At 64.9% G+C, this 24,631-nt stretch carries 21 protein-coding genes; 15 read left to right on the forward strand and 6 right to left on the reverse strand.

What is annotated here, in order from left to right:
* Window positions 1-62 precede the first annotated feature (62 nt).
* The 3 genes from FNB15_RS14800 (at window position 63) to FNB15_RS14810 (ending at window position 3,170) form a co-directional block, all read left to right on the forward strand.
* Window positions 63-2,303 carry a ComEC/Rec2 family competence protein gene (locus FNB15_RS14800; protein WP_144069449.1) on the forward strand — a complete coding sequence of 747 codons (2,241 nt, stop codon included), beginning with the start codon at window positions 63-65 and terminating at the stop codon, window positions 2,301-2,303.
* Between the two features lie 88 nt (window positions 2,304-2,391).
* Complete coding sequence (locus FNB15_RS20965; RefSeq protein ID WP_185973569.1) at window positions 2,392-2,547, forward strand: DUF3309 family protein; 156 nt, start codon at window positions 2,392-2,394, stop codon at window positions 2,545-2,547.
* A 65-nt stretch (window positions 2,548-2,612) separates the two neighbouring features.
* Window positions 2,613-3,170 carry a type 1 glutamine amidotransferase domain-containing protein gene (locus FNB15_RS14810; RefSeq protein ID WP_144069451.1) on the forward strand — a complete coding sequence of 186 codons (558 nt, stop codon included), beginning with the start codon at window positions 2,613-2,615 and terminating at the stop codon, window positions 3,168-3,170.
* A gap of 66 nt (window positions 3,171-3,236) precedes the next feature.
* Here FNB15_RS14810 and lexA read toward each other — a convergent pair whose 3' ends face one another.
* A complete protein-coding gene (gene lexA / locus FNB15_RS14815) occupies window positions 3,237-3,983 on the reverse strand; it encodes a transcriptional repressor LexA (RefSeq protein ID WP_144069452.1) in 747 nt (248 codons plus the stop codon).
* A gap of 350 nt (window positions 3,984-4,333) precedes the next feature.
* On the opposite strand from lexA, the gene FNB15_RS14820 reads away from it, so the two are divergent.
* Window positions 4,334-6,640, forward strand: coding sequence for a methyl-accepting chemotaxis protein (locus tag FNB15_RS14820; RefSeq protein ID WP_144069453.1), 2,307 nt, complete (start codon window positions 4,334-4,336; stop codon window positions 6,638-6,640).
* Here FNB15_RS14820 and FNB15_RS14825 read toward each other — a convergent pair.
* On the reverse strand, window positions 6,610-7,122 hold the full coding sequence (locus tag FNB15_RS14825; protein WP_144069454.1) for an O-acetyl-ADP-ribose deacetylase: 513 nt from the start codon (window positions 7,120-7,122) through the stop codon (window positions 6,610-6,612). The two genes, FNB15_RS14820 and FNB15_RS14825, sit on opposite strands and share 31 nt — an antisense overlap.
* A 136-nt stretch (window positions 7,123-7,258) precedes the next feature.
* Here FNB15_RS14825 and FNB15_RS14830 point away from each other — a divergent pair, with 136 nt between their 5' ends.
* The 3 genes from FNB15_RS14830 (at window position 7,259) to FNB15_RS14840 (ending at window position 10,473) form a co-directional block, all read left to right on the forward strand.
* Entirely contained in the window at window positions 7,259-8,665 is a 1,407-nt protein-coding gene (locus tag FNB15_RS14830; protein ID WP_144069455.1) for a divergent polysaccharide deacetylase family protein, read from the forward strand.
* Between the two features lie 118 nt (window positions 8,666-8,783).
* Complete coding sequence (locus FNB15_RS14835; RefSeq protein ID WP_246068696.1) at window positions 8,784-10,103, forward strand: sulfite oxidase; 1,320 nt, start codon at window positions 8,784-8,786, stop codon at window positions 10,101-10,103.
* 16 nt (window positions 10,104-10,119) lie between these two features.
* Complete coding sequence (locus FNB15_RS14840; protein ID WP_144069456.1) at window positions 10,120-10,473, forward strand: hypothetical protein; 354 nt, start codon at window positions 10,120-10,122, stop codon at window positions 10,471-10,473.
* A 7-nt stretch (window positions 10,474-10,480) separates the two neighbouring features.
* Here the strand turns inward: FNB15_RS14840 and FNB15_RS14845 are convergent, their stop codons facing one another.
* A complete protein-coding gene (locus tag FNB15_RS14845; RefSeq protein WP_144069457.1) occupies window positions 10,481-11,371 on the reverse strand; it encodes a class I SAM-dependent DNA methyltransferase in 891 nt (296 codons plus the stop codon).
* Between the two features lie 107 nt (window positions 11,372-11,478).
* Window positions 11,479-12,198 carry a DNA-3-methyladenine glycosylase I gene (locus tag FNB15_RS14850; RefSeq protein WP_144069458.1) on the reverse strand — a complete coding sequence of 240 codons (720 nt, stop codon included), beginning with the start codon at window positions 12,196-12,198 and terminating at the stop codon, window positions 11,479-11,481.
* 124 nt (window positions 12,199-12,322) lie between these two features.
* On the opposite strand from FNB15_RS14850, the gene FNB15_RS14855 reads away from it, so the two are divergent.
* Window positions 12,323-14,041, forward strand: a complete 1,719-nt coding sequence (locus FNB15_RS14855) for a sensor histidine kinase (RefSeq protein ID WP_144069459.1) — start codon at window positions 12,323-12,325, stop codon at window positions 14,039-14,041.
* Window positions 14,042-14,043: 2 nt separating this feature from the next.
* Here FNB15_RS14855 and trpE read toward each other — a convergent pair whose 3' ends face one another.
* Together trpE and FNB15_RS14865 are read right to left on the reverse strand one after the other, a co-directional pair.
* The gene (gene trpE, locus FNB15_RS14860; RefSeq protein WP_144069460.1) at window positions 14,044-15,564 is read right to left on the reverse strand and encodes an anthranilate synthase component I; all 1,521 of its coding nucleotides are present in this window, start codon (window positions 15,562-15,564) and stop codon (window positions 14,044-14,046) included.
* A 17-nt stretch (window positions 15,565-15,581) separates the two neighbouring features.
* Complete coding sequence (locus FNB15_RS14865; protein ID WP_144069461.1) at window positions 15,582-17,486, reverse strand: peptidylprolyl isomerase; 1,905 nt, start codon at window positions 17,484-17,486, stop codon at window positions 15,582-15,584.
* 184 nt (window positions 17,487-17,670) lie between these two features.
* On the opposite strand from FNB15_RS14865, the gene tpiA reads away from it, so the two are divergent.
* From tpiA to FNB15_RS14900, 7 genes are all read left to right on the forward strand, one after another.
* Entirely contained in the window at window positions 17,671-18,426 is a 756-nt protein-coding gene (gene tpiA / locus FNB15_RS14870) for a triose-phosphate isomerase (RefSeq protein WP_144069462.1), read from the forward strand.
* A 3-nt stretch (window positions 18,427-18,429) separates the two neighbouring features.
* Window positions 18,430-19,449 (forward strand): lysine-2,3-aminomutase-like protein, encoded by a 1,020-nt coding sequence (locus FNB15_RS14875; protein WP_144069463.1) that lies wholly within the window; start codon window positions 18,430-18,432, stop codon window positions 19,447-19,449.
* 512 nt (window positions 19,450-19,961) lie between these two features.
* On the forward strand, window positions 19,962-20,279 hold the full coding sequence (secG, locus tag FNB15_RS14880; protein WP_144069464.1) for a preprotein translocase subunit SecG: 318 nt from the start codon (window positions 19,962-19,964) through the stop codon (window positions 20,277-20,279).
* 112 nt (window positions 20,280-20,391) lie between these two features.
* The gene (locus FNB15_RS14885; RefSeq protein ID WP_144069465.1) at window positions 20,392-22,023 is read left to right on the forward strand and encodes a CTP synthase; all 1,632 of its coding nucleotides are present in this window, start codon (window positions 20,392-20,394) and stop codon (window positions 22,021-22,023) included.
* 310 nt (window positions 22,024-22,333) lie between these two features.
* Window positions 22,334-23,614, forward strand: coding sequence for a phosphopyruvate hydratase (eno, locus tag FNB15_RS14890; RefSeq protein ID WP_144069466.1), 1,281 nt, complete (start codon window positions 22,334-22,336; stop codon window positions 23,612-23,614).
* Window positions 23,615-23,625: 11 nt separating this feature from the next.
* Window positions 23,626-23,967: a hypothetical protein gene (locus tag FNB15_RS14895; protein ID WP_144069467.1), complete on the forward strand. Its 342-nt coding sequence runs from the start codon at window positions 23,626-23,628 to the stop codon at window positions 23,965-23,967.
* 211 nt (window positions 23,968-24,178) lie between these two features.
* On the forward strand, window positions 24,179-24,604 hold the full coding sequence (locus tag FNB15_RS14900; RefSeq protein ID WP_144069468.1) for a rhodanese-like domain-containing protein: 426 nt from the start codon (window positions 24,179-24,181) through the stop codon (window positions 24,602-24,604).
* The last annotated feature ends 27 nt before the right edge of the window (window positions 24,605-24,631 follow it).

Below are 24,631 nucleotides of genomic sequence, written 5' to 3' on the forward strand. Positions count from 1 at the left end.
AAGCCGCCGTTCCCGTTTTGCACGGATTGGCGCGGGAATGGCTGCCATGCAGAGATTTCGCCATGGCAAGGCTGGAGCACGGACTCTACTGGCAGATCCTGCGGCAGCGGGCGGTGTCCGGCATGTCCGCCGGCTGGCGCGACCTGCGGCAGTTCGATGCCGTCGCCACGCTGCTGGCCGAGCGCGACCGCTGGTTCCTCTGGCTGCCGGCTTTGCTGGGCGGCGGCGTGGCCATCTATTTCCTGCTGCCGGTCGAACCGAGGCTGCTGCCGCTCAGGCTGGGCATGGCGGCGGCCGTGTTGACGCTGCTGCTGTTCTGGCGGCGGGCCTATCTGCGCTGGCCATTGATCATGCTGCTGGCACTGGTCTCCGGACTCTGGCTCGGCGCGGAACGCACCGCTTCGGTCGCCGCGCCGGTGCTGACGCGGCCTAGCGGCGCGGTCTGGATTCATGCGCGCGTGCTGGAGGTCGAGCCGCGCGATGCCGGTCATCGCTTGCTGCTGGATGATCTGCAGTTCGGCGGATTGCAGGAGGCAGAGACGTCGAAGCGAATCCGCATCACGCTGCCGCGCGATGGCGAGATGCTGTGGCCGGGCGAGCGCATTCGTGTGCGGGCCATGCTGCTGCCGCCACCTGAGCCTGCCATGCCGGGCGCGTTCGACTTCGCGCGCTATGCCTGGTTCCGGCAGATCGGTGCGGTGGGCTATGCGATCAGCACGGCGGAGATCATGCCCGCCGAGGAAACCCGCAGCTGGCGCGAGGCGGCAATGCTGTCGCTCAGCGCGCTGCGGCAGGACTGGACGCGACGCATCGCGGCGCAGACCGAAGGCGCCGGCGGCGCGATTGCCGCCGCCCTGATGACCGGTGTGCGCGGACCCATTCCGGATCATGTCGATGCCGCATTCCGCGATTCAGGGCTTGCACATATCCTGTCGATCTCAGGACTGCATCTGACGCTGGTGGCCGGCCTGCTGTTCTTTCTGGTGCGTGCAGTGCTGGCGCTGTCGCCGCGTCTGGCACTGCAGTATCCGATCAAGAAATGGGCGGCCTTCGCCGCCTTGCTCGGCGCGGTCGCCTATACACTGGTATCCGGTGCGGCGCTGCCAACTTTACGCGCGCTGGCGATGATCGCGCTGGCGCTGCTCGCCGTCATGCTGGACCGTCGCGCCATCACTTTGCGCGCCGTGGCCTGGGCCGCCTTGCTGCTGCTCGTGCTGTGGCCGGACAGTCTGCTCGATCCGGGTTTTCAGATGTCGTTCGCCGCGGTGACGGCGCTGGTGGCGGCCTTCGAGCATCTGGCGCCGAAGCTGACCCGCTGGCGCAGTCATGCCGGACCGCTGCGGATCGCGCTGCTCTGGCTCGGCGGGGTGATGGCGGCGAGTTTCGTCGCCGGGCTCGGGTCGTCGCTGTTCGCTGCCTATCACTTCAACCGCGTGGCGGATTACGCGCTGATCGCCAATCTGCTGGCGGCGCCGCTGGTCGATTTCATCATCATGCCGCTCACGGTGCTGGCCTTCCTGCTGATGCCGCTCGGGCTGGAGGCCCTGGCGCTCACTCCGATGGTCTGGGCGGTGGATGCGCTGATCGCGCTGGCCATCTGGGTGGCCGGATGGCCCGACGCGGTCGGCACCGTTCCGGCGATGCCGCTCTGGGGTCTGGCCGCGATTGCCGGCGGCGGTCTGTGGCTCTGCCTGTGGCGACAGCGCTGGCGCTGGCTCGGCGTGATCGGGCTGCTCGTCGGCACGGCATCGCCCTGGCTGATCGCGCAGCCCGATTTTCTCGTGAGTGCCGATGGCCGCCTGCTGGCGGCACGTGCCGCCGAGCCGGACCGCTATTACTTCTCATCTGCTCCGCCGCGCGGCTTTGCGGCCGAGACCTGGTATGAGCGCCTCGGCGCGCCGCCGCTTTATCCATGGCCAAGCTTGTCGCGTGCCCAGCAGCGGTCGGGCGAGGGGCGCAGCGGCGCCGATGGCAGTCTGCGCTGCGATCCCGCCGGCTGCAGCTGGAGATACCAGGGGTTTCTCGTCGCCCTGCCGCAGCAGCCCAAGGCGATCACCGAGGATTGCCGCCACGCCGATGTGGTGATCTCGGCCCGGATGGCAGTGCGATATCGTTGCCCTTCCGCCAGAATCGTGATCGACCGCAATGACCTGTGGCGCAGCGGCGCGCATGCGCTCTATCTCGATCCGGCACAGGGGATCCGCACAGTCAGTATGGCGCAGACCCGGGGCCGCCGGCCCTGGGTGAATGCGAAAGGGCATGAGGACAGCCGCAGCCGCGACGACAGGTCGCAGGTCGACTGAAAAATTTTGCAGCATACGGAACGCAGGCAAAGCGCACCCGTTGGACTCGCGCCATTGCCATGCAGCCCTGTCGAGCGGAGCCCACCCGATGCTGCCCATCCTCGCGATCATGCTGATCCTTCTGTTGCTCGTGCTGCCGGTCTGGCCCTACAGCCGTTACTGGAGCATCGTCCCGGGCTGCATGATCGCCTTCGTCATGATGCTGTTCGTGATGTTCATGCTGGCCGGCAACGTGACCGCCTGAACGGAACAAAGGCCCCTGCTGGCGGGTTGGTTTCTCTCCCGGAGTAAGAGTCAGGAGAGTAGCCCATGACGGATATCAAAAAATCCCGCATCCTCATCATCGCCACCGATGGTTTCGAACAGTCGGAACTGATCGTCCCGCGCGACAAGCTGAGAAAGACCGGTGCCGAGGTGCATATCGCATCGCCGACCGGCCGCGCCATTCGCGGCTGGAAGGGCGCCGACTGGGGCGAGTCGGTGGATGTCGATCTCAAGATCAGCGAAGCCAGGCCCGATCAATATGATGCGCTGGTCATACCCGGCGGCCAGATCAATCCGGACAAGCTGCGCGTCGACACCGACGCCATGGGCGTGGTGAAGACCTTCCTGAAGGACGGCAAGGTGGTGGCGGCGATCTGCCACGGGCCGTGGCTGCTGGTCGAGGCAGATGCGGTGCGCGGCCGTGCGGTCACATCCTACAAGTCGATCAGGACCGATCTGGTCAATGCCGGTGGCAAATGGGTCGACAAGGAGGTGGTAGCCGACAAGGGGATCGTCACCAGCCGTTCGCCCGACGACCTCGATGCTTTTTGCAGCAAGATCGTGGAAGAACTGGAAGAGGGGCGGCACAAGCGCGCTGCCTGATCCGGTTTCACAGACAAAAAAACGGGGCGCTTTCCAGCGCCCCGTTTTGAGTCTATCCGCTGAAACTCAGTAGCGGCGCAGCAGGCCGACCAGGCGGCCCTGCACCTTCACCCGGTCGGGGCCGAAGATGCGGGTCTCGTAAGCCGGGTTGGCGGCTTCGAGCGCCACCGAGTTGCCTTTGCGGCGCAGGCGCTTCAGCGTCACTTCCAGATCATCGACCAGCGCGACCACGATAGTGCCGTTTTCGGCATTCTCGCTGCGCTGTATGATCACGGTATCGCCGTCCATGATACCGGCATCCATCATCGAATCGCCGGCGACTTCGAGCGCATAGTGTTCGCCATTGCCGAGCAGGCCGATCGGCACATCGATCTGCGTGCTCATGTCGCGCAGCGCCTCGATCGGCGTACCGGCGGCGATGCGGCCATAGAGCGGCAGCGTGACGATGTCGCGTGCGTTATAGGGATTGACGCTCACCGGGGTGCCCGGCATCGGCGCGTTCGGGTTGCCCTCGACCACGCGCGGCATCAGGCGATTGCGCGGTGCGGCCGTCGGGCGGGTGGCGGTGGCGCCGATGCCGCCGCGGGTCGGCACGGCCGAATCGGGCAAGCGCAGCACTTCGAGCGCGCGGGCGCGATGGGCGAGGCGGCGGATGAAGCCACGCTCCTCCAGGCCGGTCACCAGCCGGTGGATACCGGACTTGGATTTCAGCTTCATCGCTTCCTTCATTTCCTCGAAGGAGGGAGAGACGCCGGAATTCTCCAGCTTCTCGTGGATGAAAATCAGCAGGTCGTGCTGCTTGCGGGTCAGCATGGCAAGCCTCCTCGGGTCGGGTTTCGCCAGCCTTGACACCGCAGGGGCGGTGCCGAGTGGGCTGGACGGGGAACGAACAAGAAACCTGCAAATGTTCTAATGAGGTTCCTGATACGGGTCAAGTATTTTTCCACAGGCTAAGTCATATATCTTGTAGGAGGAACGAAGGAGGCCTCCCAGATATTGGGAATTGCCCCAAAGCCTCGCTTCGCCGCTGAAAAATCGTGCCCTGCCATCGCCCTTTACGGTGCTAGCCGTGCCGGTAAATATATGAGTTACAAGAATAAGCCCCTCCGGCTCGGGAGAAGGCTTGGCAGACGGCCGAGAACGGCCGTGCAGGGGGGAAGATCATGGGCATCCGGCAGAAGCTGAATCTGGCCATTGGCGTACTGGCCGCACTCACATTGATCTCGAATGCGGTCGGCGGCCTGTTCTTTGGCCGGGTACAGGACAGCTACGCCGGCATCACCAGCACCAACCTGCCTGCCGTCATCACCGCGCTGAACCTCGCCTCGACCAGCGCCGAGCTCGCCGCCGCCGCCCCGGTGCTGGCCAATGCCACCAGCGATGCCGAGCGCGACAAGGCACTGAACGATCTCAAGACCAAACAGCAGAAGCTGGTCCAGTCGGTGGAGACCGTGAAGGTCGCGGCCGGCGCTGAAAATGCCGAAGCGATTGCCGAGATCGAGAAGTCGGTGCAGCTGCTCAACACGATGGTGGCGCAGATCAATCGGTCGGTGAATGCGCGCCTGGGCTATCACCATGATCGCGAAGAGATGCTGACCAGGCTCGGCACCGACTACATCGCCTTCCAGGATGTGATGCGGCCGGCGCTGGAGCGCGGCCTTGCCGAACTGCGCAAGCCCGATGCCAAGCCGGAAACGGCGACAGCTGCAAATGCGCTGATCTCGGCCGGCAATGCGGTGAGCCAGCTGGTGGCGACCCTGTCGGTGGCGTCGCAGGCACCAAACAATGCAGAGGTCGACAAGCAGTTTGCCGAATTCGTCAAACTGAACAGCACGGCGCTTGAGCAGATCGAAATCGCCGGCCGGCAGTTCGATGTGTCCGAGTTGAAGAACAGCATCAATGTCGTGCTCGCGCATGGCCAGGGCACCGACAGCCTGTTCGGCAGCCGTCGCAACGAGATCCGCACCATCACCACGGCCGCCTTCGCACTCGGCAAGGCGCGCGATGCCGCCACCGAACTGTCGGGCAAGGTGGATGCGCTGGTGTCTGCTGCCACCGCAGCGGCCGACAGCGCCGCCGAGAATGCCAGCGGCCAGTCCAGGACCGCGCAGATCATGCTGGTGGTCATCACCGTGCTCTGCCTCGGCATCGCCGCCCTGATCGGCGTGCTGTTCACCGGGCCGCAGATTGCCGCGCCCATCGTGCGGCTGACCACGGCGACACGCCGGCTGGCCGAGCGCGACTGGGCAGTGGACCTGACCGAAACCGGCCGCAGCGACGAGATCGGCGAGATGGCGCGCGCCGTCGAAGTGCTGAAAACCAGCGGCCAGCAGAATGAAGCGCTGCAGCGCCAGGTCGAAAGCGACCGGGAGACTTTCGAAAACGAGCGCAAGGCGCAGGAAGCGTTGCTGGAGCAGGCGATCGGCCAGATCGTGTCGGCGGCCACGGCGGGTGATCTCACGCGCCGCATCGATGCCGATGCGCTGCAGGGCGTGATGCAGCGGCTGGGCGGCGGCGTGAACGACCTGCTCGGCACCGTCGAGCGCGCCCTGAACGATCTTGGCAGCATGCTGGGTGCGCTGGCGCAGGGTGACCTGACCCATCGCATCGGCGGCGGCCATCGCGGACTGTTCGAACAACTGGCACGCGATGCCAATACGCTGGCCGAAAAGCTGGCTGATATCGTCGGCCGGCTCAGCCAGACGGCGGGCAACGTGCGCGATGCCTCGGCGGAGATCTCGGTCGGCAGCAACGATCTGGCGCAGCGCACTGAACAGCAGGCGGCCAGCCTGCAGCGCACGGCGGCGTCGATGGAAGAGATCACCGCCACCGTGCGCCACAATGCAGACAATGCGCGGCAGGCCAGCCAGCTGGCCGTCAGCGCGCGCGACACCGCCGACAAGGGCGGCACCGTGGTCGGTCGCGCCGTGACGGCGATGGGTCAGATCGAGGACAGCGCGCGTAAGATCGTCGATATCGTCGGCCTGATTGACGAGATCGCCTTCCAGACCAACCTGCTGGCGCTGAATGCCAGCGTCGAGGCGGCAAGGGCAGGCGAGGCGGGCAAGGGCTTCGCCGTCGTGGCGCAGGAAGTGCGCGGCCTGGCGCAGCGTTCGGCCGATGCCTCGAAGGAGATCAAGGCACTGATCTCGGCCTCCAACAGCCAGGTGCGCGATGGCGCCAAGCTGGTCAACGAGGCGGGCGTCAGCCTGACCGAGATCGTGGATTCAGTGAAACGCGTCGCCGGCATCATCGAGGAAATCTCGATTGCCAGCCAGGAACAGGCCTCGGGTCTCGACGAGATCAACGATTCCGTGACGCAGATGGACGAGATGACCCAGCGCAACGGCGCGCTGGTGGAAGAGACCACGGCGTCGGCGCAGTCGCTCGCCGATCAGGCCAAGGATCTCGCCGCGTCAATCACCTTCTTCCGGCTCGATCAGGCCGCTGAAGCCAGGGCGGCGGAGTAAACCGCCGCCACCTCGGCCGAGAAGCAGCAGAAGGTGACGCTGCGCGGCTGTGGCGCGCGCGCCAGCCAGTTGTGCACCTCGCGGATCGCAATCGCCGTCGCCTGTTGGAGCGGATAGCCGTAGACGCCGGTCGAGATTGCCGGGAAGGCGATGCTTTGCAGGTCATGGTCGCGTGCCAGCGTCAGACTGTTGCGATAGCAGTCCGCCAGCAGCTCCGCTTCGCTGGCGTGGCCGCCGCGCCAGACCGGCCCCACCGTGTGGATCACATGGCGGGCGGGCAGACGATAGCCTTTGGTGATACGCGCCTGGCCGGTGGGGCAGCCGCCGAGAGCACGGCATTCCGCCAGTAATTCCGGTCCGGCGGCGCGATGGATGGCGCCATCCACGCCGCCACCGCTCAGCAGGCTTTCATTCGCCGCGTTGACGATGGCGTCGAGACCTAAGCGGGTGATGTCATCGGTGACGATACTGACGAGCTGCATGACCGGAATTTAACATACCCGCAGGGCCTTCGGGGCAGCTGTTTTTACCCTTCGCTAACCATGCGAAACCGACAATGCCGCAACGCAAAAGCGAGTCGGTCTTGCCGCCTCTGCGGATATCCTTTAACCGGGTCAGATGAGCGATCTTAAGCTGAAGCCGCGACGTCCTGCGACCGCCCAGTCCGCTGCCGGTGCCTATGGCGCCATGCAGTCGCGCGCCGTACCGGGTGCTCAGATCCCGCAAACCACCACCGTTGCTGCGGCCGCGCCGAAAAAGCAGCGCAGCTTCTTCGCCGTCAACTGGCCGCTGATGACGGCCGCCGCTGCCCTGCTGGGCGGTGGCGTCGTGATGGGCATGGCGGTAGGCAATGCGCCGCGTCCGCAGCCGACCGCCACCGTTGCGCTCGCCGCGCCGTCGCCTGCCGTGCCGGTCGTAGCGCCCGTGCAGCAGCAGGCTGCCAGGACTGGTGAAGCGCCCACCGCCTCTTCGCAGGGCTGGCGTCCGATTTCCGACCTGGCCAAGGTTGCGGCTGTCGCACCTGCGCCGCAGATCGAAACGTCTGCTCCGCTGCCGACCGTCGATGTTGGGACGGTGCCGGTGAATGACGTGCCGGAAGGTCAGCCCGTCGCGGCAGTTGCCACCAGGTCCGAACCTGCCGCGAAAGCGGAACTGCCGAAGGCTGCCACGTCTGTTCCTGGGCCGATGCCTGCTGTGCCTGCGTCGCGCGGCACGGCCGCCAACAAGCCAGTGCTTGCCGCCGCGCCGATGGTGCCGCCGTCTTTCACGCGGCCTGCTGCTTCGGGTGAAACCAATGGCCATGCCTGGCGCGCCCGCGCCGTGCCGCCGCCGGCCAATGCCAGGCCGCCTTATGTGGCGCTGCTGATCGACGATGCCGGTCTCGACCGCAAGGGCACGCAGCGCGTCATCGCCATGCCGGGCCCGGTTACGCTGTCGTTCATGAGTTATGCCAACGAGCTCTCCGAGCAGAGCGCCGCTGCGCGCGCCGCCGGCCATGAAGTGATGCTGCATCTGCCGATGGAGCCGCTGGACGCCAAGCGCAACAATCCCGGTCCGAATGCGCTGTTCGTCAATCTGGATGCCGATGAACTGCAGCGCCGGCTCACCTGGCATCTGGATCGCTTCAGCGATTATGTCGGCGTGAACAACCATATGGGCAGCCGTTTCACCGCCGATGCCGCACGCATGGGGCAGGTGCTGGACGAGATCAACCGCCGCCAGGTCTTCTGGCTCGACAGCCTGTCCGGCCCGAACTCGGCCGGTCCCGCGCTCGCCCGCAAGCGTGGCGTGGATGCGGCCGAACGCGACATCTTCCTCGATGACGACCGTTCGCCCGGCATCGCGCATGAACTCGCCACCATGGAGCGCATGGCGCGCAGCCGGGGTGATGTGATCGCCATCGGCCATCCGCATGGCGCGACGCTGACGGCGCTCGAGAAGTGGATCGCGACGGCGCAGGAGCGTGGCTTCACGCTGGTGCCGGTCAGCACCGTGCTGCTGCGGCGCCAGCAGCAGGAGCGCTAGGCACTCGCCCTCGCGTACTACAGTAATTGACTGTTTATCCTCGTGACAATCCTCCGGACTTCTTGCAGTCTGTCTGTCGGCGCGGCGACAGACCGCGGCTCGGCAATGGAGGATCGCCATGGGTATGCGCAGCAAGGAACGCGGCCTTTTCGAACTGTATCGCGATGACCCGGAGCGCGCCGATGCGCTGGTCTTCAACCGGCGCGGTCTGCTGAAAGGCAGCGCACTGGCCGCAATGGGCGCAGCCGTGGGCGGCGCCATTCCATTCAGCGGCAATATGCCGAGCGGCTATGTTCCCGCCGCGCTCGCCCAGGGCGCACCTGCGGGGGCCGCACCGAAGGTGCTGAAAATGGATGGCAAGGCCGATCTGGTCATCCTCGGCGACAAGCCGCTTGTGGCGGAGACGCCGGAGCATCTGCTCAACGACGACGTCACGCCGAACGACAAGATATTCATCCGCAACAACGGCGTCGCGCCGGACCCGGTCAGCAGTCCCGACAGCTGGGAATTCACCGTCGACGGCGAAGTGAACAACGCGCTTAAGCTGACGCTGGGCGAGATGAAGAAGAAGTTCCAGCCGGTCACTCTTGCGCTGCAGATGGAATGCGGCGGCAATGGCCGCAGCGCTTTCGAGCCCAAGGCGAGCGGCAATCAGTGGACCAATGGCGCCATCTCGAATGCACGCTGGACCGGCATCCGGCTGAAGGATGTGCTGCAGGCTGCGGGGCTGAAGCCCGGCGCGGTCTATACCGGGCATTACGGCAGCGACACGCATCTCTCGGGCGATGCCACCAAGCCGGCGATCAGCCGCGGCGTGCCGATTGCCAAGGCGATGGAGGAGCACACCATCATCGCCTATGCGGTGAATGGCGGGCCGATCCCCCAGATCAACGGTGCTCCGCTGCGGCTGATCGTGCCGGGCTGGCCGGGCTCGACGTCGCAGAAATGGGTCAATCGAATCTGGATCCGCGACCGCGAACATGACGGGCAGGGTATGGGCGGCACCAGCTATCGCGTGCCGATCAAGCCGATGGTGCCGGGCGACAAGGCCGATCCGAAAAACTTCCGCATCCTGGAATCGATGCCGGTGCGCTCGATCATCACCAACATTGCCAACGGCACCGAGCTGAAGGCCGGTACGCGGCAGGTCGGCCTGCGCGGCCATGCCTGGGCCGGCGATCATTCGGTGAGGGACGTGCATGTCTCGGCCGATTTCGGCCAGACTTGGACCACGGCGAAAGTCGGCAAGGCGGCCAACAAATACGCATGGCAGACCTGGACTGCCGATCTCAAACTGCCGGATGCCGGTTATTACGAACTCTGGGTCAAGGCGACCGACAGCAACGGCCGTAGCCAGGGGCATGCACCTGGCCACTGGAATCCGCAGGGCTATAACGGCAATGCGATGCATCGCGTCGCCGTGCTGGTGCCGGCCTGATCGCGACGGAGAATGGATGTCGATGAAGTTCGTTTACGCCGCCGTTGCGGCTGCGGCGCTGCTGGCCTTTGCGGCCGGCAGCGTCGCGCAGGATGAGCGTGAGCCCGAGGAACCGACAGTGTTTCCCGAGGGCGAATACCGCGATGAAGCTTTCTATCTCTGCACAGCCTGCCATGGTTCGGACCTTGTCCGCGCGCAGGGACATACCCGGGAGCGCTGGGCCGAGGTGCTGAAGATCATGGTGGATCGGCACAACATGGCCGAGTTGGAAGGCGAGGACCTCGACAAGACGCTGGACTACCTCGCCAAGGCCTTTCCTCCGAAGGGGCGCGTTTACAGCAATCCCTTCCTGAACCGCAGACAGCAGTAGATAAGCCTCAGCGGCGCGTGAAGCGGTAGGCGCGGGCCGGCATCAGGCGGCCGGCCTCGACGCGGATGGTGCCTTCGATGCGGTCGGCGAAATCGAACAGACCATCCGCGCAGGCCTGCAGATAGTCATCCGCATGCTGGTAGCGCCCGCTTGGCGCCAGCGTGAAGCTCTGCTCGCCGGTTTCCACCGTGAACAGGAAGCTGCCGCCCGGCTTCAGGTGCCCGGCGACCAGGCGGAACAGTTCGGCCACATCGCCGATATAGATCAGCGTATCGGCCGCGATCATCATGTCGCGGCTGCCAGCCGGCAAACCACGCAGCACGGCATGGACCTCGCCATGATGCAGATCAGCGTAGATGCCGCGCCGCCGGGCCTGCTCCAGCATGCCGGTCGAGAGATCGACGCCATCCAGCCGCGCGGCATAGGAGAGGAAAGGCAGGCCGCTCAGGCCGGTGCCGCAACCAAGATCGAGGATGCTGTGGCTGCCATCGGCGACCCAGCCGGCGCGGATGGCCAGACGGTGCAGCATGGCCGGGCCCTGATAGCCGAGCCGGGCCAGATGCATGTCGAAACCCTCGGCATAGGTATTGAACAGCCACGACACATAGGTTTCTGGTGCGCGGGCTGAGGTATGGCCACTGAGGGAGTCGAGCAGGTGGGTCACCACGCCGCTCTGCGGCGAGAGTTGCTGGGCGCGGTGCAAGCTTTCCAGTGCATCCTGCGGACGCTTGAGATCGATCTGGCTCAGCGCCAGGCCAAGCCAGGACAGCGACCGGCCGGGATCAAGCGCCACGGCCCGGGCGAAATCCGCCGCCGCTTCGGCATGAAGGCCGGCGTCGCGGGCGTGAATGCCGTGTTGCTCAAAGCGGATGGCATCGAAGGTACGCTCGTGTTTCATACCCGGAGGCTATAAAGCCCGCCGCATACAGACCATCCGGAAAATTTCAGTTTTTTTGCTGCGCGGTTTACCGCCCGGTAACCATGAAAGCGCGGAGGACGGGTGGTTTAGTCCTTGTCGCCCGTGGCGCGCTTCAGCCGTGCGGCATCGTAATTCTCGCCGACCGACATGGCGCAGATGCGCGAGAGATGCACCAGCGACAGGCCGCTTTCCGCCTGCCAGGCGTTGAATTGTGCCTGCGCCTTTTTCAGGTCGCCCTTCGACGTGCCTTTTTCGGTGAGATCGACGCCGGCATCGCGCAGGCACAGGATCACGTCGCGCGACAGGATGAAGCTGTCCTTGCCGAGGAAGCGGATCAGATACTGGCCGCTGTTGCCGCCCAGCCGCGCGCCGCGTTTGGCCAGCAGGTCCAGCAGGCCGATCTGGTCGGTGCCGGGCCATGCCGCCAGCATCTTGCCAAAGCTGCCATGCTCGGCGGCGATGTCGAGAACGAACTGGGCGTTGTCGCGCACGCTGCGGATTTTCTGTGGGTTGCGCACGATCCGTTTATCGGAGGCCAGTTTCTCCCAGAACTCGTCGGGCTTATGCACCAGCTTGCGCGGTTCGAAGCCGAGGAAGGCAGCCTCAAACCCGTCCCATTTATTCTCGATCACGCTCCAGACGAAGCCGGCGGAAAACACCCGCCTGGCCATTTCGGCCAGAACGCGGTCGTCCTTCAGTTTCGCCAGCGCCTTCTGGTCGGGCACCTTGGGCAGCAGTTTCTTCAGCGTAGCGGCGCCTTTGCGTTTCTCGGCGCGGGCACGGATGGATTTGAAGGATGTCGGCATGGTTGAAGGTCGATTGTCAGCGGGTTGTGATGCAGGCGGATAAATTATTCTGTTGGCGCAGCCTGTTATTCGCGACCATACTTTGCGCCTGACGCACTGTCACCAGTCATCGGATAGCTCAAGCTTGCCCGCCGAACTGATATCGAAAACTGCACGCGCCGACCGGGCTTTCCTGTCGCCGCGCCGGCTGGTCATTCTGCTGGTGGCTGCGGTGCTGGCGGTGGCCTGGACTGTCACCGCGGTATGGGTGACCGACGACCGCAAGCGTATTTACCGGACCGCCTCGGCCGAACTGATCGGCGCGATACCGGTTCTGAAGACCCATGCCCGTCGCAGCTTCGATACGGCGCACACGATCCTGATCGCCCTGGACGAATCCCTGCAGACCAGCGGCTGGGCCGTCGATCTTTCGTATCTCGGCGGGCTGGCGCTGCGGATGCAGAGCAGCGATGACGACCCGATCGGCATCGCCGTGATCGACGCAACCGACCATCTGATGCGGATCGAGCGCAGCGGGCCGGAGGTGTATGTCGGCGATCGCGATTATATGATCGCCATGCGCAATGCCAAATCCGGCCAGATGTATATCGGCGAACCACTGGCCAGCCGTGTCACTGGTCGCCCGGTGATTCCCCTGGTCATGAAGCCGCAGCCAAATATATCGGGTGTTGCCATGTTGCTGGCTGCCATTCCGGTGGCCAGTTTTGATGAAGCTTACCGCGACCTGCTGGTATCTGCGCCGTCCGCCATCGGCCTGATACGGGATGACGGCGTGGTGCTGCATCTGACGCCGGATCCACGCGAACGGATCGGCAGGTATTTGCCGGGCTTCGACCTTGCGTCACTGAAGGGCGAGCATCCGCCGATGACGGTATTCGACCGCGACCGTATCGGCGAACTCAAGATGCCGATCAAGGTCAGTTATGCGACGGTCGATCCCTATCCCCTGATCGTCGGTGGTGCCCTGCGGGCCGAAGCCCTTCAGGCTGCCTGGCTGCGGCAGGCCTGGCCCAAGGTCGCCGGCGTTTTTATCGGCAGCATCGTCGTGATCCTGCTGACCGGCTGGCTGCTGGTGCTGATGGCGCGCCGCGATGCGGCGATGCGAAAAGTGACCCAAGCGCTGATGGAACTCGAGGCGGCCAACCGCGCCAAGCGCGACTTCATGGCGCGCATGAGCCACGAACTCCGCACGCCGCTGAATGCGATCCTTGGTTTTTCCGAACTGATCGCCGGCGCCGTACTCGGCCCGGTCTCGAAGACTTATCAGGATTACGGCCGCGATATCCATCGCAGCGGCGCGCATCTGCTCGACATGATCAACCAGGTGCTCGATATCACGCGGATCGAGAGCGGCAGCCTGCATCCCAGGCTCGAGTCGGTGGAGATCGATACGGTTGCCGCTGAGGTCGCGATGATCCTGCGCCCGCTGGCCGAGGGCCGTCAGGTCAAGATGACGTTCGAATTCGAGGCCGATGCACGCAGGCTGCTGGCCGATCCGATGATGCTGCGACAGATGCTGCTCAACCTGGTCTCCAACGCCGTCAAGTTCAGCCCTTCGGGCAGCGCGGTCACTGTGGAGTCAAGCACGGACGAGACTGGCGTGCAGGTGAAAGTGTCGGATCATGGTCCCGGGATCGACAAGGACAAGCTGAAGCATGTCTTCGAGCCCTTCGGCAGCGGCCAGTCGCTGCTGGCGCAGCAGGCGGCAGGCATCGGCCTCGGTCTGCCGATTGCGAAAAAGCTGGTCGAGTTGCATGGCGGCCGGCTGACCATCACCACAAGCCGGCAGAAGGGCACCGTCGTGACACTGGTCTTCCCGGCGGAGTGCCGGATCGCGGCGTAAACCTACTGCCCGCGACCGGACTGCGCGGCGAAGCGTTCGGCCTCTTCGGCGGCGCGGATCAGCGCCTTGGCCTTGTTCACGCATTCGACATGCTCTGACATCGGGTCGCTGTCGGCGACGATGCCGGCGCCGGCCTGCACATACATGGTGCCGTCCTTCACCAGCGCGGTGCGCAGTGTGATGCAGGTATCCATCGTACCGTTGGCCGAGAAATAGCCGACGCCGCCGGCATAGAAGCTGCGGCGCACGGATTCCAGTTCGTCGATGATTTCCATTGCGCGCACTTTCGGCGCACCCGACACCGTGCCGGCGGGGAAGCCGGCAAACAGTGCATCCAGCGCGTCGAATTCCGGGCGGATCCTGCCCTCGACATTGGAGACGATGTGCATCACGTGGCTGTATCGCTCGACCTGGTTGCGCTCGGTCACCTTCACGGTGCCGATCTGCGCCACGCGGCCCACATCGTTGCGGCCGAGATCGAGCAGCATCAGGTGCTCGGCCAGTTCCTTCGGATCGCTCAGCAGGTCGTCGGCCAGCGCCTGGTCCTCCGCCGGCGTCGCGCCGCGCTTGCGCGTGCCGGCAATTGGCCGGACGGTAACGACCTCATCGCGCAGGCGCACGAGAATCTCGGGGCTTGAGCCCACGAGGCACGGCCCGCCGAGGTTGAGATAGAACATGAAGGGCGAGGGGTTGGTCCGCCGCAAGGCGCGATAGAGCGCGAACGGCGGCAGACGGAACGGCAGGCTGAAACGCTGACCGACCACGACCTGGAAGATATCGCCGGCGGCGATGTATTCCTTCGCCTTGCGCACCATCGCCATGTAGTCGTCGGGTGACATGTTCGACTGCGGCTCGGGCAGGGCGTCGAGATCGGCGATCTGGTCGCGCACTGCGCCCAGCGGGCGATCAAGGTCAGCGACAATGTCGGAGAGCCGCTCGCTCGCCATCGCGTAAGCCGCGCGGGCATCCATGCCGCTCTGGGGGCGCACCGGCGTCACCACCGTGATGATGTCGAGCACGGAATCGAAGATCGCCATGACCGTGGGCCGCATCAGCAGGCCGTCGGGCAGGCCGAGCGTGTCGGGGTTGCTATCCGGCACCCTGGGTTCGATCAGCCGCACCATGTCGTAGCCCATGAAGCCGACAATGCCGGCCGCCATCGGCGGCAGATGCGCGGGCAGGTCGATATGGCTTTCGGCCAGCAGCTTGCGCAAGCTTTCCAGCGTCGGTTCCGGGCAGGGCTCGAAGGTCGTCTGGTCGAAGCGTGCCTTGCGGTTGATCTCGGCCTTCTGGCCGAGGCTGCGCCACAGCAGGTCCGGCTTGAGTCCGATGATCGAATAGCGGCCGCGCACGGCGCCGCCCTCGATCGATTCCAGCAGACACGACCACGGCCGCGTATCGGCCAGCTTCAGGAAGGCCGAGACCGGCGTTTCCAGATCGGCCACCAGCTGCGTCGAGAGCACCTGGGCTTCGCCCGCCATGTATCGCTGGGCGAAGCTGGCATAGTCGGGCGTGATCTTCATGATGTGATCAACGGCCTTTAGAAGTTGGCGGCGCGGGCGCGCGCTTCCGGGTTGATGCTGACGCCGATTTCCTTCTGCAGCACCAGTTTGTATTGCGTCACCAGATCCTGGGTCATGCCGCCGGCAAGCTGCTGCGCCGCCTGCTCCTGCTGGCGGGCCATCAGGGCCGGGTCGGGCTGTTCGATGCCTGACAGTTTCGCCACGATGGCGCCGCCGGCGGGGCTTGCGGCCGGGCCGCTCACCACATCGCCGACCTTGGGCGAGGCGAACAGTGCGCTGATGACCGCAGGCGAGAAGCTGCGTTCAGCCGGCTGGCCGCCGCGGCTGAGCGGTGCGCTCAGCTGCACGGCCGCGCCGATGCCGGCGGCTTCGCGGGCAAGGTCGCCACCGCTGCGGACGCGCTCGGCGATCTGCCTGGCGCGGTCGTTGGCGGCATCGGCGCGGGCGCGTTCGACCAGCGCGGCCACCACGTCCGGCTTCACCTGTTCCAGCGGCTTGAGCGTCGCCGGCTGGATCGCCAGCACCTTGAGCACGATCAGGCCGCCATCGGTGCTGTCGACGATCTGCGGTTCGGCCTCGGTGCCGAGCTGGAAGGCTTCGCTCAGGAAGGCCGGCAGCTTGGGCAGCGCCTCGACCGGCTTGCCGGCCGTGTCGGCGCCCTGCGCGTCGATGCCCTCGACCTGCTTGGTCGGCAGGTTCTGCGTCTTGGCGATTTCATCCAGCGTGGCGCCGCCGGCGATCTGGTCGTCGATCTGCTGGCGCAGTTTCACCATGCCGTCGGCCGCCTTGCGGAGGCCGATCTGGTTGCGCAGCTCGGTCTGCACGGATTCAAAGCTGCGCGTGGTGCCGGCCTGGATGTCGGTGACGCGCAGCAGATGAAAGCCGAAGGGCGAGATCACCGGGTCGCTGACCTTGTCCTTCTCCAGCGCGAAGGCGGCATTGGCGATCGCGGCCGGCAGATCGTTCCGCGTCACCAGCCCCAGCGACAGGTCTTCCGGCTTCAGCTTCTGGAGGCGGGCCGCCATGGCGGCGAAGCTCTCGCCCTTGGCGATGGCTTCGGCGGCAGCCTTGGCTTCGGCTTCGGTGGTGAACACCACCTGTTCGACGCTGCGCTTCTCCGGCGTGATGTAGGCCTGCTGGTGCGAGTCATATTCCTCGCGCAGTTCCTCAGGCGTCACATTCATCACAGTGGCGCGCTGCGCGGCGGAAATGTCGAACCAGGCCACATTGCGGCGCTCAGGCGCGGTGAAGCTGACGGGATGCGCCTTGTAGAACTCTTCGATCTGCGCGTCGGTCGGCGCGGCCGGAGCCGGCAGCCTGGCCGGATCGATCACGATGAATTCGGCCATGCGGCGCTGCAGGCGATACTGCAGCACGGCATTCACCATCGCATCGGGCGCATGCACCACGCTGCCGAAAAGGCTGCCGAGCAACTGGCTGCGCAGCACGTCGTCGCGCAGCAGCGCCACCAGCATGCCCTCGCTGTAGCCTTCGTTGCGCAGATAGTTTTCAAACGCGAGGCGGTCGAACTGGCCGCCCATGCCCTTGAAGGCCGAGGCATTCATGATCAGCTCGCGCACCTGCGCGTCGCTGGCACCGATGCCGAGCTTGCGCGCGGCCTGCACATAGAGCTTGTCCTCGATCATGCGGTTCAGCGCGGTCTCGTCGATGCCGAGCTGCTTGGCCTGCTCAAGGCTGAAGCCGGGGCCGAACTGGCGGCGCAGCTGGTTCACCTCGCGGCGCAGCGCATCGGAATATTCCTGCTGGCCGATGCTGGTCGAACCGACCTTGGCGACGTCGCCGCTGCTGCCGAAACCGGACACGTAATCGCCGATGCCCCAGATGGCGAAGCTGAACACGAGAAGGATCATCAGACCCTTGGCAATCCAGGACGCGGCGCCGGAGCGCATCTGCTGAAGCATAGACCCACCTAAAAAAGCAAAGCGAAAACAAAGGCTCAGCCCGGTAAATGACCGGGCCGGAACGGGCCGGCAGTGTAAAGGCGGGGGCTGGGGGCGGCAAGGCGCCGGCTTTGCCTTTCCGGCCGGAACTTGCTAGGGAAGACGCGGTTTTTTGCCCATTCAATCATCACGTCTGTGAGGTCCCATGGCGGCGCGTCGCCCCCTGATCGTCGGCAACTGGAAAATGAACGGCCTGACCGCGAGTCTGGCCGAGGCTTCGGCCCTGGCCGGCAAGGTGAAGGCCCAGGCCCCGGCAGCCGAACTCGGCCTCTGCCCGCCGGCCACGCTGGTCGCCGCCATGGCCGCCGCGCTCAAGGGCACTGGCATTGGCGTCGGCGGGCAGGACTGTCATGCCAAGGCCAGCGGCGCCCATACCGGCGACATCAGCGCCGAGGCCCTGAAGGATGCCGGCGCGATCTATGTGCTGGCCGGCCATTCCGAGCGCCGCACCGACCATGCCGAAACCGATGCCACCGTGCGCGCCAAGGCGCAGGCCGCCCATCGCGCCGGGCTGATCGCCATCGTCTGTCTGGGCGAAACGCTGGCGCAGCGCGACGCCAACGAGACGCTGAAGGTGGTCTCGGCCCAGCTGCGCGGCTCGCTGCCCGACGATGCGACGGCGGCGAATACCGTGGTCGCCTACGAACCGGTCTGGGCCATCGGCACCGGCCGCACGCCCACAGAGGCCCAGGTGGCCGAAGTGCATGCCGCCATGCGCCAGGAACTGAAGGCGCGGTTCGACGATGGCGAGGGTTTCCGCCTGCTCTATGGCGGCTCGGTGAAGCCCGACAACGCCAAGGCCCTCATGGCGGTGGCCGATGTGGATGGCGCGCTGGTCGGCGGTGCCAGCCTGAAGGCGAATGACTTCTGGCCCATCATCGAGGCCAAGGGTTTCAAATAAGCCATGGGCAAGGTCGAGCGGGACGAAGACGGCGCAATCGCGGCCCTGAAACAGGTTGCCGCGCAGTTTGCCGTTGCTGTCACGCCGCATCTTCAGGCGCAGATCGACCCGAGCGATCCGAAAGATCCGATCGCGCGCCAGTTCCTGCCCGATGCGGCCGAACTGGTGACGCATGAGCACGAGCGCGGCGATCCCATCGGAGACGACGCGCACAGCCCGGTGCCGGGCATCGTGCATCGCTATCCCGACCGCGTGCTGCTGAAACTCGTCAACGTCTGCCCGGTCTACTGCCGCTTCTGCTTCCGCCGCGAGATGGTGGGGCCGGGCTCGAAAGGCCTGAGCGCCGAGCAGCTCGATGCGGCGATCGACTATATCGCGCAGCATCCGGCGATCTGGGAAGTGATCCTCACCGGCGGCGATCCGCTGATCGTGTCGCCGCGCCGCCTGAAACAGGTGATCGCGCGGCTGAACGCGATCCCGCATCTGGGCGTGATCCGGCTGCATTCCCGCGTGCCGGTGGTCGATCCAGCAAAGATCAACGACGTGATGATCGACGCGCTGAAATCGAGCGAGAAAGCCGTGTGGCTGCTGCTGCATGCCAACCATGCGCGCGAGTTCGTGCCTGAAGCGACGGCGGCGATCCGCAGACTGGTGGAGGCCGGCGTGCCGATGCTGGGTCAGTCGGTGCTGCTCAAGGGCATCAACGACAGCCCGGCGGCGCTCACCGACCTGTTCCGCGCCATGGTCGCCAACCGCATCAAGCCGCATTACCTGCATCACGGCGACCTGGCGCGCGGCACCAGCCATTTCCGCCTGTCGCTGGCCGAGGGCCAGAACCTGATGCGCCGCCTGCGCGGGCATACCTCGGGCCTGCTGCAGCCGACCTACATCCTCGATATCCCCGGCGGCCACGGGAAGGTGCCGGTCGGGCCGGGCTATGCCGAGCCGAACGAAGACGGCAGCTGGACCGTCACCGATCCCTGGGGCTGTTCGCATCCCTACGACGATCCGGCGGTACGTTAGTCGAAGGCTTATCCGGTCTGGGCCGGGGCTTATTCCGGCTGGGGCGATGCTTATTTATGCTTATTCCGCTTATCCGAGCGTATCGGCACTTATCCCGGCTTATCTGTGGCTATCTCGGCGTATCTGCGCCTATTTCAGCTTAATTTCTGATTATCCTTTTAAGTCAGTTATTTAGAAAGTCGTCATGCTCGGCCTTGTGCCGAGCATCCCTTTCCTTTTCGCTGGTCATGACCTGGCAGAACGGACAGGTGGATCCCCGGGACAAGCCCGAGGAGACGGTGGTGTGAGGGCTGTGGGCACGGGCAGGGCGGCGCCTGATCTGGCGCAATCCCATATTCATCGCGCCAGGCGGTCGGGCGCTGTCCAGCGGGCAGAAATCTACCAAAGAACAATAATAGAACATTCCCCAAAAGTCAAGTCCGGCCCGCAGCCTGCAAGCTTCGCGGCGGCAGGCCCTTTCCCTCTCCGCCGTCACGGTGTAAAAGCCCCCGGACTTTGGAGATTCAGAACCCATGATGACCTTCCTTCTGGTGGTGCATATCCTGCTGGCGCTGGCGCTGATCGGCGTCATCCTGGTGCAGCGTTCGGAAGGCGGCGCGCTCGGTATGGGCGGCGGTGGCGGCGGCGGTTTCATGACCGCGCGTGGCTCGGCCAACCTGCTGACCCGCACCACGGCGGTTCTGGCGACCCTGTTCATCATCTCGAGCATCGTGCTGGCGATTCTCGCCGGCGGTCACTCGCGGCCGACCTCGATTCTCGATTCGGCTCCGGCCGCGACTCCGGGCGCACCCGCCGAACCGGCCAAGCCTGCCGTCCCGCTGTCGCAGTAACGCTGCCCTAATCGCCTGATTTAAAACCAAAGTTTTCGAGTTTGTGAATTCGCGCGGTTCAGCGCGGGCGAACCCTTTTGTGTGTCGGATGGATCGGTTAAACAGGGCTCCCATGACGCGGTATATTTTCATCACCGGCGGCGTGGTCTCCTCGCTTGGAAAAGGTCTGGCTTCGGCGGCGCTCGGCGCGCTGCTGCAGGCGCGCGGCCACACGGTCCGCCTGCGCAAGCTCGACCCCTATATCAACGTCGATCCGGGCACCATGAGCCCGTATCAGCATGGCGAGGTCTTCGTCACCGATGACGGCGCCGAGACCGATCTCGACCTCGGCCATTACGAGCGCTTCACCGGCGTGCCCGGCCGCAAGACCGACAACATCACCACCGGCCGCATCTACCAGACCGTGATCGCCAAGGAGCGTCGCGGCGACTATCTGGGCGGCACCGTGCAGGTGATTCCGCATATCACCGACGCCATCAAGGACTTCATCGCCGACGACCGCGACGGCGTCGATTTCATGCTGGTCGAAGTCGGCGGCACGGTGGGCGATATCGAAAGCCTGCCCTTCCTCGAAGCGATCCGCCAGTTCGGGCTTGAAGCGGGCCGCGGCCAGGCCATCTACATCCATTGCACGCTGGTGCCCTTCATCGCAGCCAGCGGCGAGCTGAAGACCAAGCCGACGCAGCATTCGGTGAAGGAGCTGCGCTCCATCGGTATCCAGCCCGATATCCTGCTCTGCCGCTCGGATCGCGAAATCCCGCAGGGCGACCGTCGCAAGATGGCGCTGTTCTGCAATGTGCGCGAAGAGGACGTGATCCCCGCGCTCGACGTCAGCACGATCTATGCCGCGCCGCTGGCCTATCACGAGGCCGGTCTGGATGTGCAGGTGCTGAAGAGCTTCGGCCTTGATGCCAGCACGGAACCGGACCTGTCGCGCTGGAAGAACGTGGTGCAGCGCGTGGTGGCGCCCGAAAATCGCGTCAAGATCGCCATCGTCGGCAAGTATACCGGCCTGAAGGATGCGTATAAGTCGCTGGCCGAGGCGCTGGCGCATGGCGGCATCGCGAATAACGCGCGCGTCGATATCGAATGGATCGAGTCCGAGATATTCGAGAAGGACGAGACGGCGCTGGCGGCGCTGGAGGGCGTGCATGCCATCCTGGTGCCGGGCGGCTTCGGCGAGCGCGGCTCGGAAGGCAAGATCCGCGCCGTCACCTTTGCGCGCGAACGCAACGTGCCGTATTTCGGTATCTGCTTCGGCATGCAGATGGCAGTGATCGAATATGCCCGCAGCAAGGGCGGTTTCCCGAAAGCCAGCAGCACCGAATTCGGCCCGGCCGAAGAACCTGTCGTCGGCATGATGACCGAGTGGATGCGTGGCAACGAGCTGGAGCAGCGCTCGGCTGCCGGCGACCTGGGCGGCACCATGCGTCTGGGTGCCTATGACGCGGCGCTGAAGCCCGGCAGCCATGTGGCTGAATGCTACGGCAGCACCAAGATTTCCGAACGCCACCGCCATCGCTACGAGGTCAACACCAAGTATCGCGAAAAGCTGGAAAGCTGCGGTCTGGTCTTCTCGGGCATGTCGCCCGACGGGTTGCTGCCCGAGATCGTGGAACTGCCGAACCATCCCTGGTTCATCGGCGTGCAGTATCACCCGGAACTGAAGTCGAAGCCGTTCGAGCCGCATCCGCTGTTCGCCAGCTTCATCGAGGCCGCGCTGAAGCAGTCGCGGCTGGTGTAGGCCACTTCGCATCGTCAGTCAGACGTGGATGGCCGGGTCAAGCCCGGCCATGACGTTTATGGGGTGGCTGATCCAACTACAAAAACCGTCACCCTCGGGCTTGACCCGAGGGTCTCCCGCCGTTCTGCATGAGATGGTCGGGTCAAGCCCGACCATGACGTCGAAGAGGTGAAAGGGCCTGAATAGCCGCCATTTATCCCCATCTTGCCACTGCCCGGACACCCATCGCCCCTTGCCCGAAAGCCCTCGCCGGGCTATCCCTTTGGCCCATCTTTTCTGCCTGTTTCCAGCTTAAAGAGGACCCCCTGACATGAGCGGCATTTCCGATATCGTGGCGCGCGAAATTCTCGACAGCCGTGGCAATCCCACCGTGGAAGTGGATGTCGTGCTGGAGAGCGGCGCCATGGGCCGGGCCGCCGTGCCCTCGGGCGCCTCGACCGGCGCGCATGAGGCCGTCGAACTACGCGACGGCGACAAGAAACGCTATCTCGGCAAGGGCGTGCTCAAGGCGGTCGATGCCGCCAATGTCGAAATCTTCGATGCCATCGCAGGCTTCGAGGCGAGCGACCAGCTCAAGATCGACCGCACCATGATCGACCTCGACGGCACGCCGAACAAGGCGCGTCTCGGCGCCAACGCGATCCTCGGCGTGAGCATGGCCGTCGCCAAGGCCGCCGCGCAGGAAGCCGACCTGCCGCTGTATCGTTACGTGGGTGGCGCAGCGGCGCATGTGCTGCCGGTGCCGATGATGAACATCATCAACGGCGGCGCCCATGCCGACAATCCCATCGACGTGCAGGAATTCATGATCATGCCGGTGGCGGCGCCGAGCCTCGCCGATGCCGTGCGCGTCGGCGCCGAGGTCTTCCATACGCTGAAGAAGAAGCTGAAGGATGCCGGCCACAACACCAATGTGGGCGACGAGGGCGGCTTCGCGCCGAACCTGCCGAGCACCCGGGGCGCGCTCGACTTCATCATGCAGGCCATCGAGGCGGCCGGTTACAAGGCCGGCAAGGACGTGATGATCGCGCTGGATGCCGCCAGCACCGAGTTCTTCAAGGACGGCCAGTATCATCTCGATGGCGAGAGTCTGAAGCTGTCGCCCAGCGACATGGTGAAATACTGGGCTAAGCTGGTCGGCGACTATCCGATCGTGTCCATCGAAGACGGCATGGCCGAAGACGACTGGAAGGGCTGGAAGGAACTGACCGACGTGATCGGCGCGAAGTGCCAGCTGGTCGGCGACGATCTGTTCGTGACCAACCCCAAGCGTCTGGCCGATGGCATCAGGCAGGGCGTCGGCAATGCCATCCTGGTCAAGGTCAACCAGATCGGCACGCTGTCGGAGACGCTCGAAGCCGTGGAGCTCGCGCACAAGAACGGCTATCGCGCCGTGATGTCGCATCGCTCGGGCGAGACCGAAGACAACACGATTGCCGATCTTGCCGTGGCCACCAACTGCGGCCAGATCAAGACCGGCTCGCTGGCGCGTTCGGATCGCATGGCCAAGTACAACCAGCTGATCCGCATCGAGCAGCAGCTCGACGTTGCCGCCAAATATCCGGGCCTCAGCGCCCTGAAGGGCCGCTAAGCAGACAGACGATGATGAGCCGGGGGGTAATCATCATCGCACTCGCCGTCGCGCTGGCTCACGCCGGCGCGGCGGCGCAGTCTGTTTCCGTCGTGGGAAAATGGGCCGTCAGCCAGAGCCGTTGCGACAGCGAGACCATCGCCTTCGAGGCAGATGGCGCTTTCACCTCGACACTGGACGACAACCAGCCGCGCGCCGGCAAATACCGCACCGGCCGCGACCGCATCATCCTGCTGGACGAGCAGGAGCCCGACCGTGAGCTGGCGCTGATCATCATCGACTTCTCGCCGACGCGCCTTGTCGCGTTCGATGAGACGATTGAGTCCGATCGCCGCCTGGTGAAGTGCCGGTAAGCCGGCAACCGCCAGGCCATCAGCCCTGTAGTCCCGCGGGGTTATAGAATTGTCCCGATTGTTATGATGCATTGATTGCAGGCGCGGTTGCCCGTCGTGGCACTGTCTGCCGAAGGGGGCGTGCGTAATCCATCGATTGCATTTTTTCGTTTGCTGCTGCCGCAGCAAGCCAGGGTGACCTGTGGCCTGCGGTACAACCTGAGGGAAAATCATGACGCTATTCAAAACAGCCATCGCGTTCTGCGGCCTGGTTCTGGCAACTGTCGCACAGCCGGCCGCCGCGCAGGATGCGCCGATGTCGATCACCGGCACCACCACGGTGAATGCCGAACAGGTGGTCGATCTGGTCACCAAGAAGAGCAACCTGGTCATTCTCGACAATCGGAAGCCGGAGGATTTCGCCGCCGGCCATATCGAAGGCGCGATCCGCCTGATCGATACCGACGTCACGCCCGAAAGCCTGGCGAAAGCCGTCAAGACCAAGGACACGCCGGTGCTGTTCTACTGCAATGGCCTGAAATGCGGCCGCGCCGCCAAGGCCGCCAGCGTCGCCGTGCAGCAGGGCTACAAGGAAGTTTACTACTACGCACTCGGCCTCGACGAATGGAACAAGAAGGGCCTGCCGCTGGTCAAGTGATCGCTGAACGTCGCGCCTGATCCGGTT

It is taken from the genome of Ferrovibrio terrae, assembly GCF_007197755.1.
GTDB classification, from domain to species: Bacteria; Pseudomonadota; Alphaproteobacteria; order Ferrovibrionales; family Ferrovibrionaceae; genus Ferrovibrio; species Ferrovibrio terrae.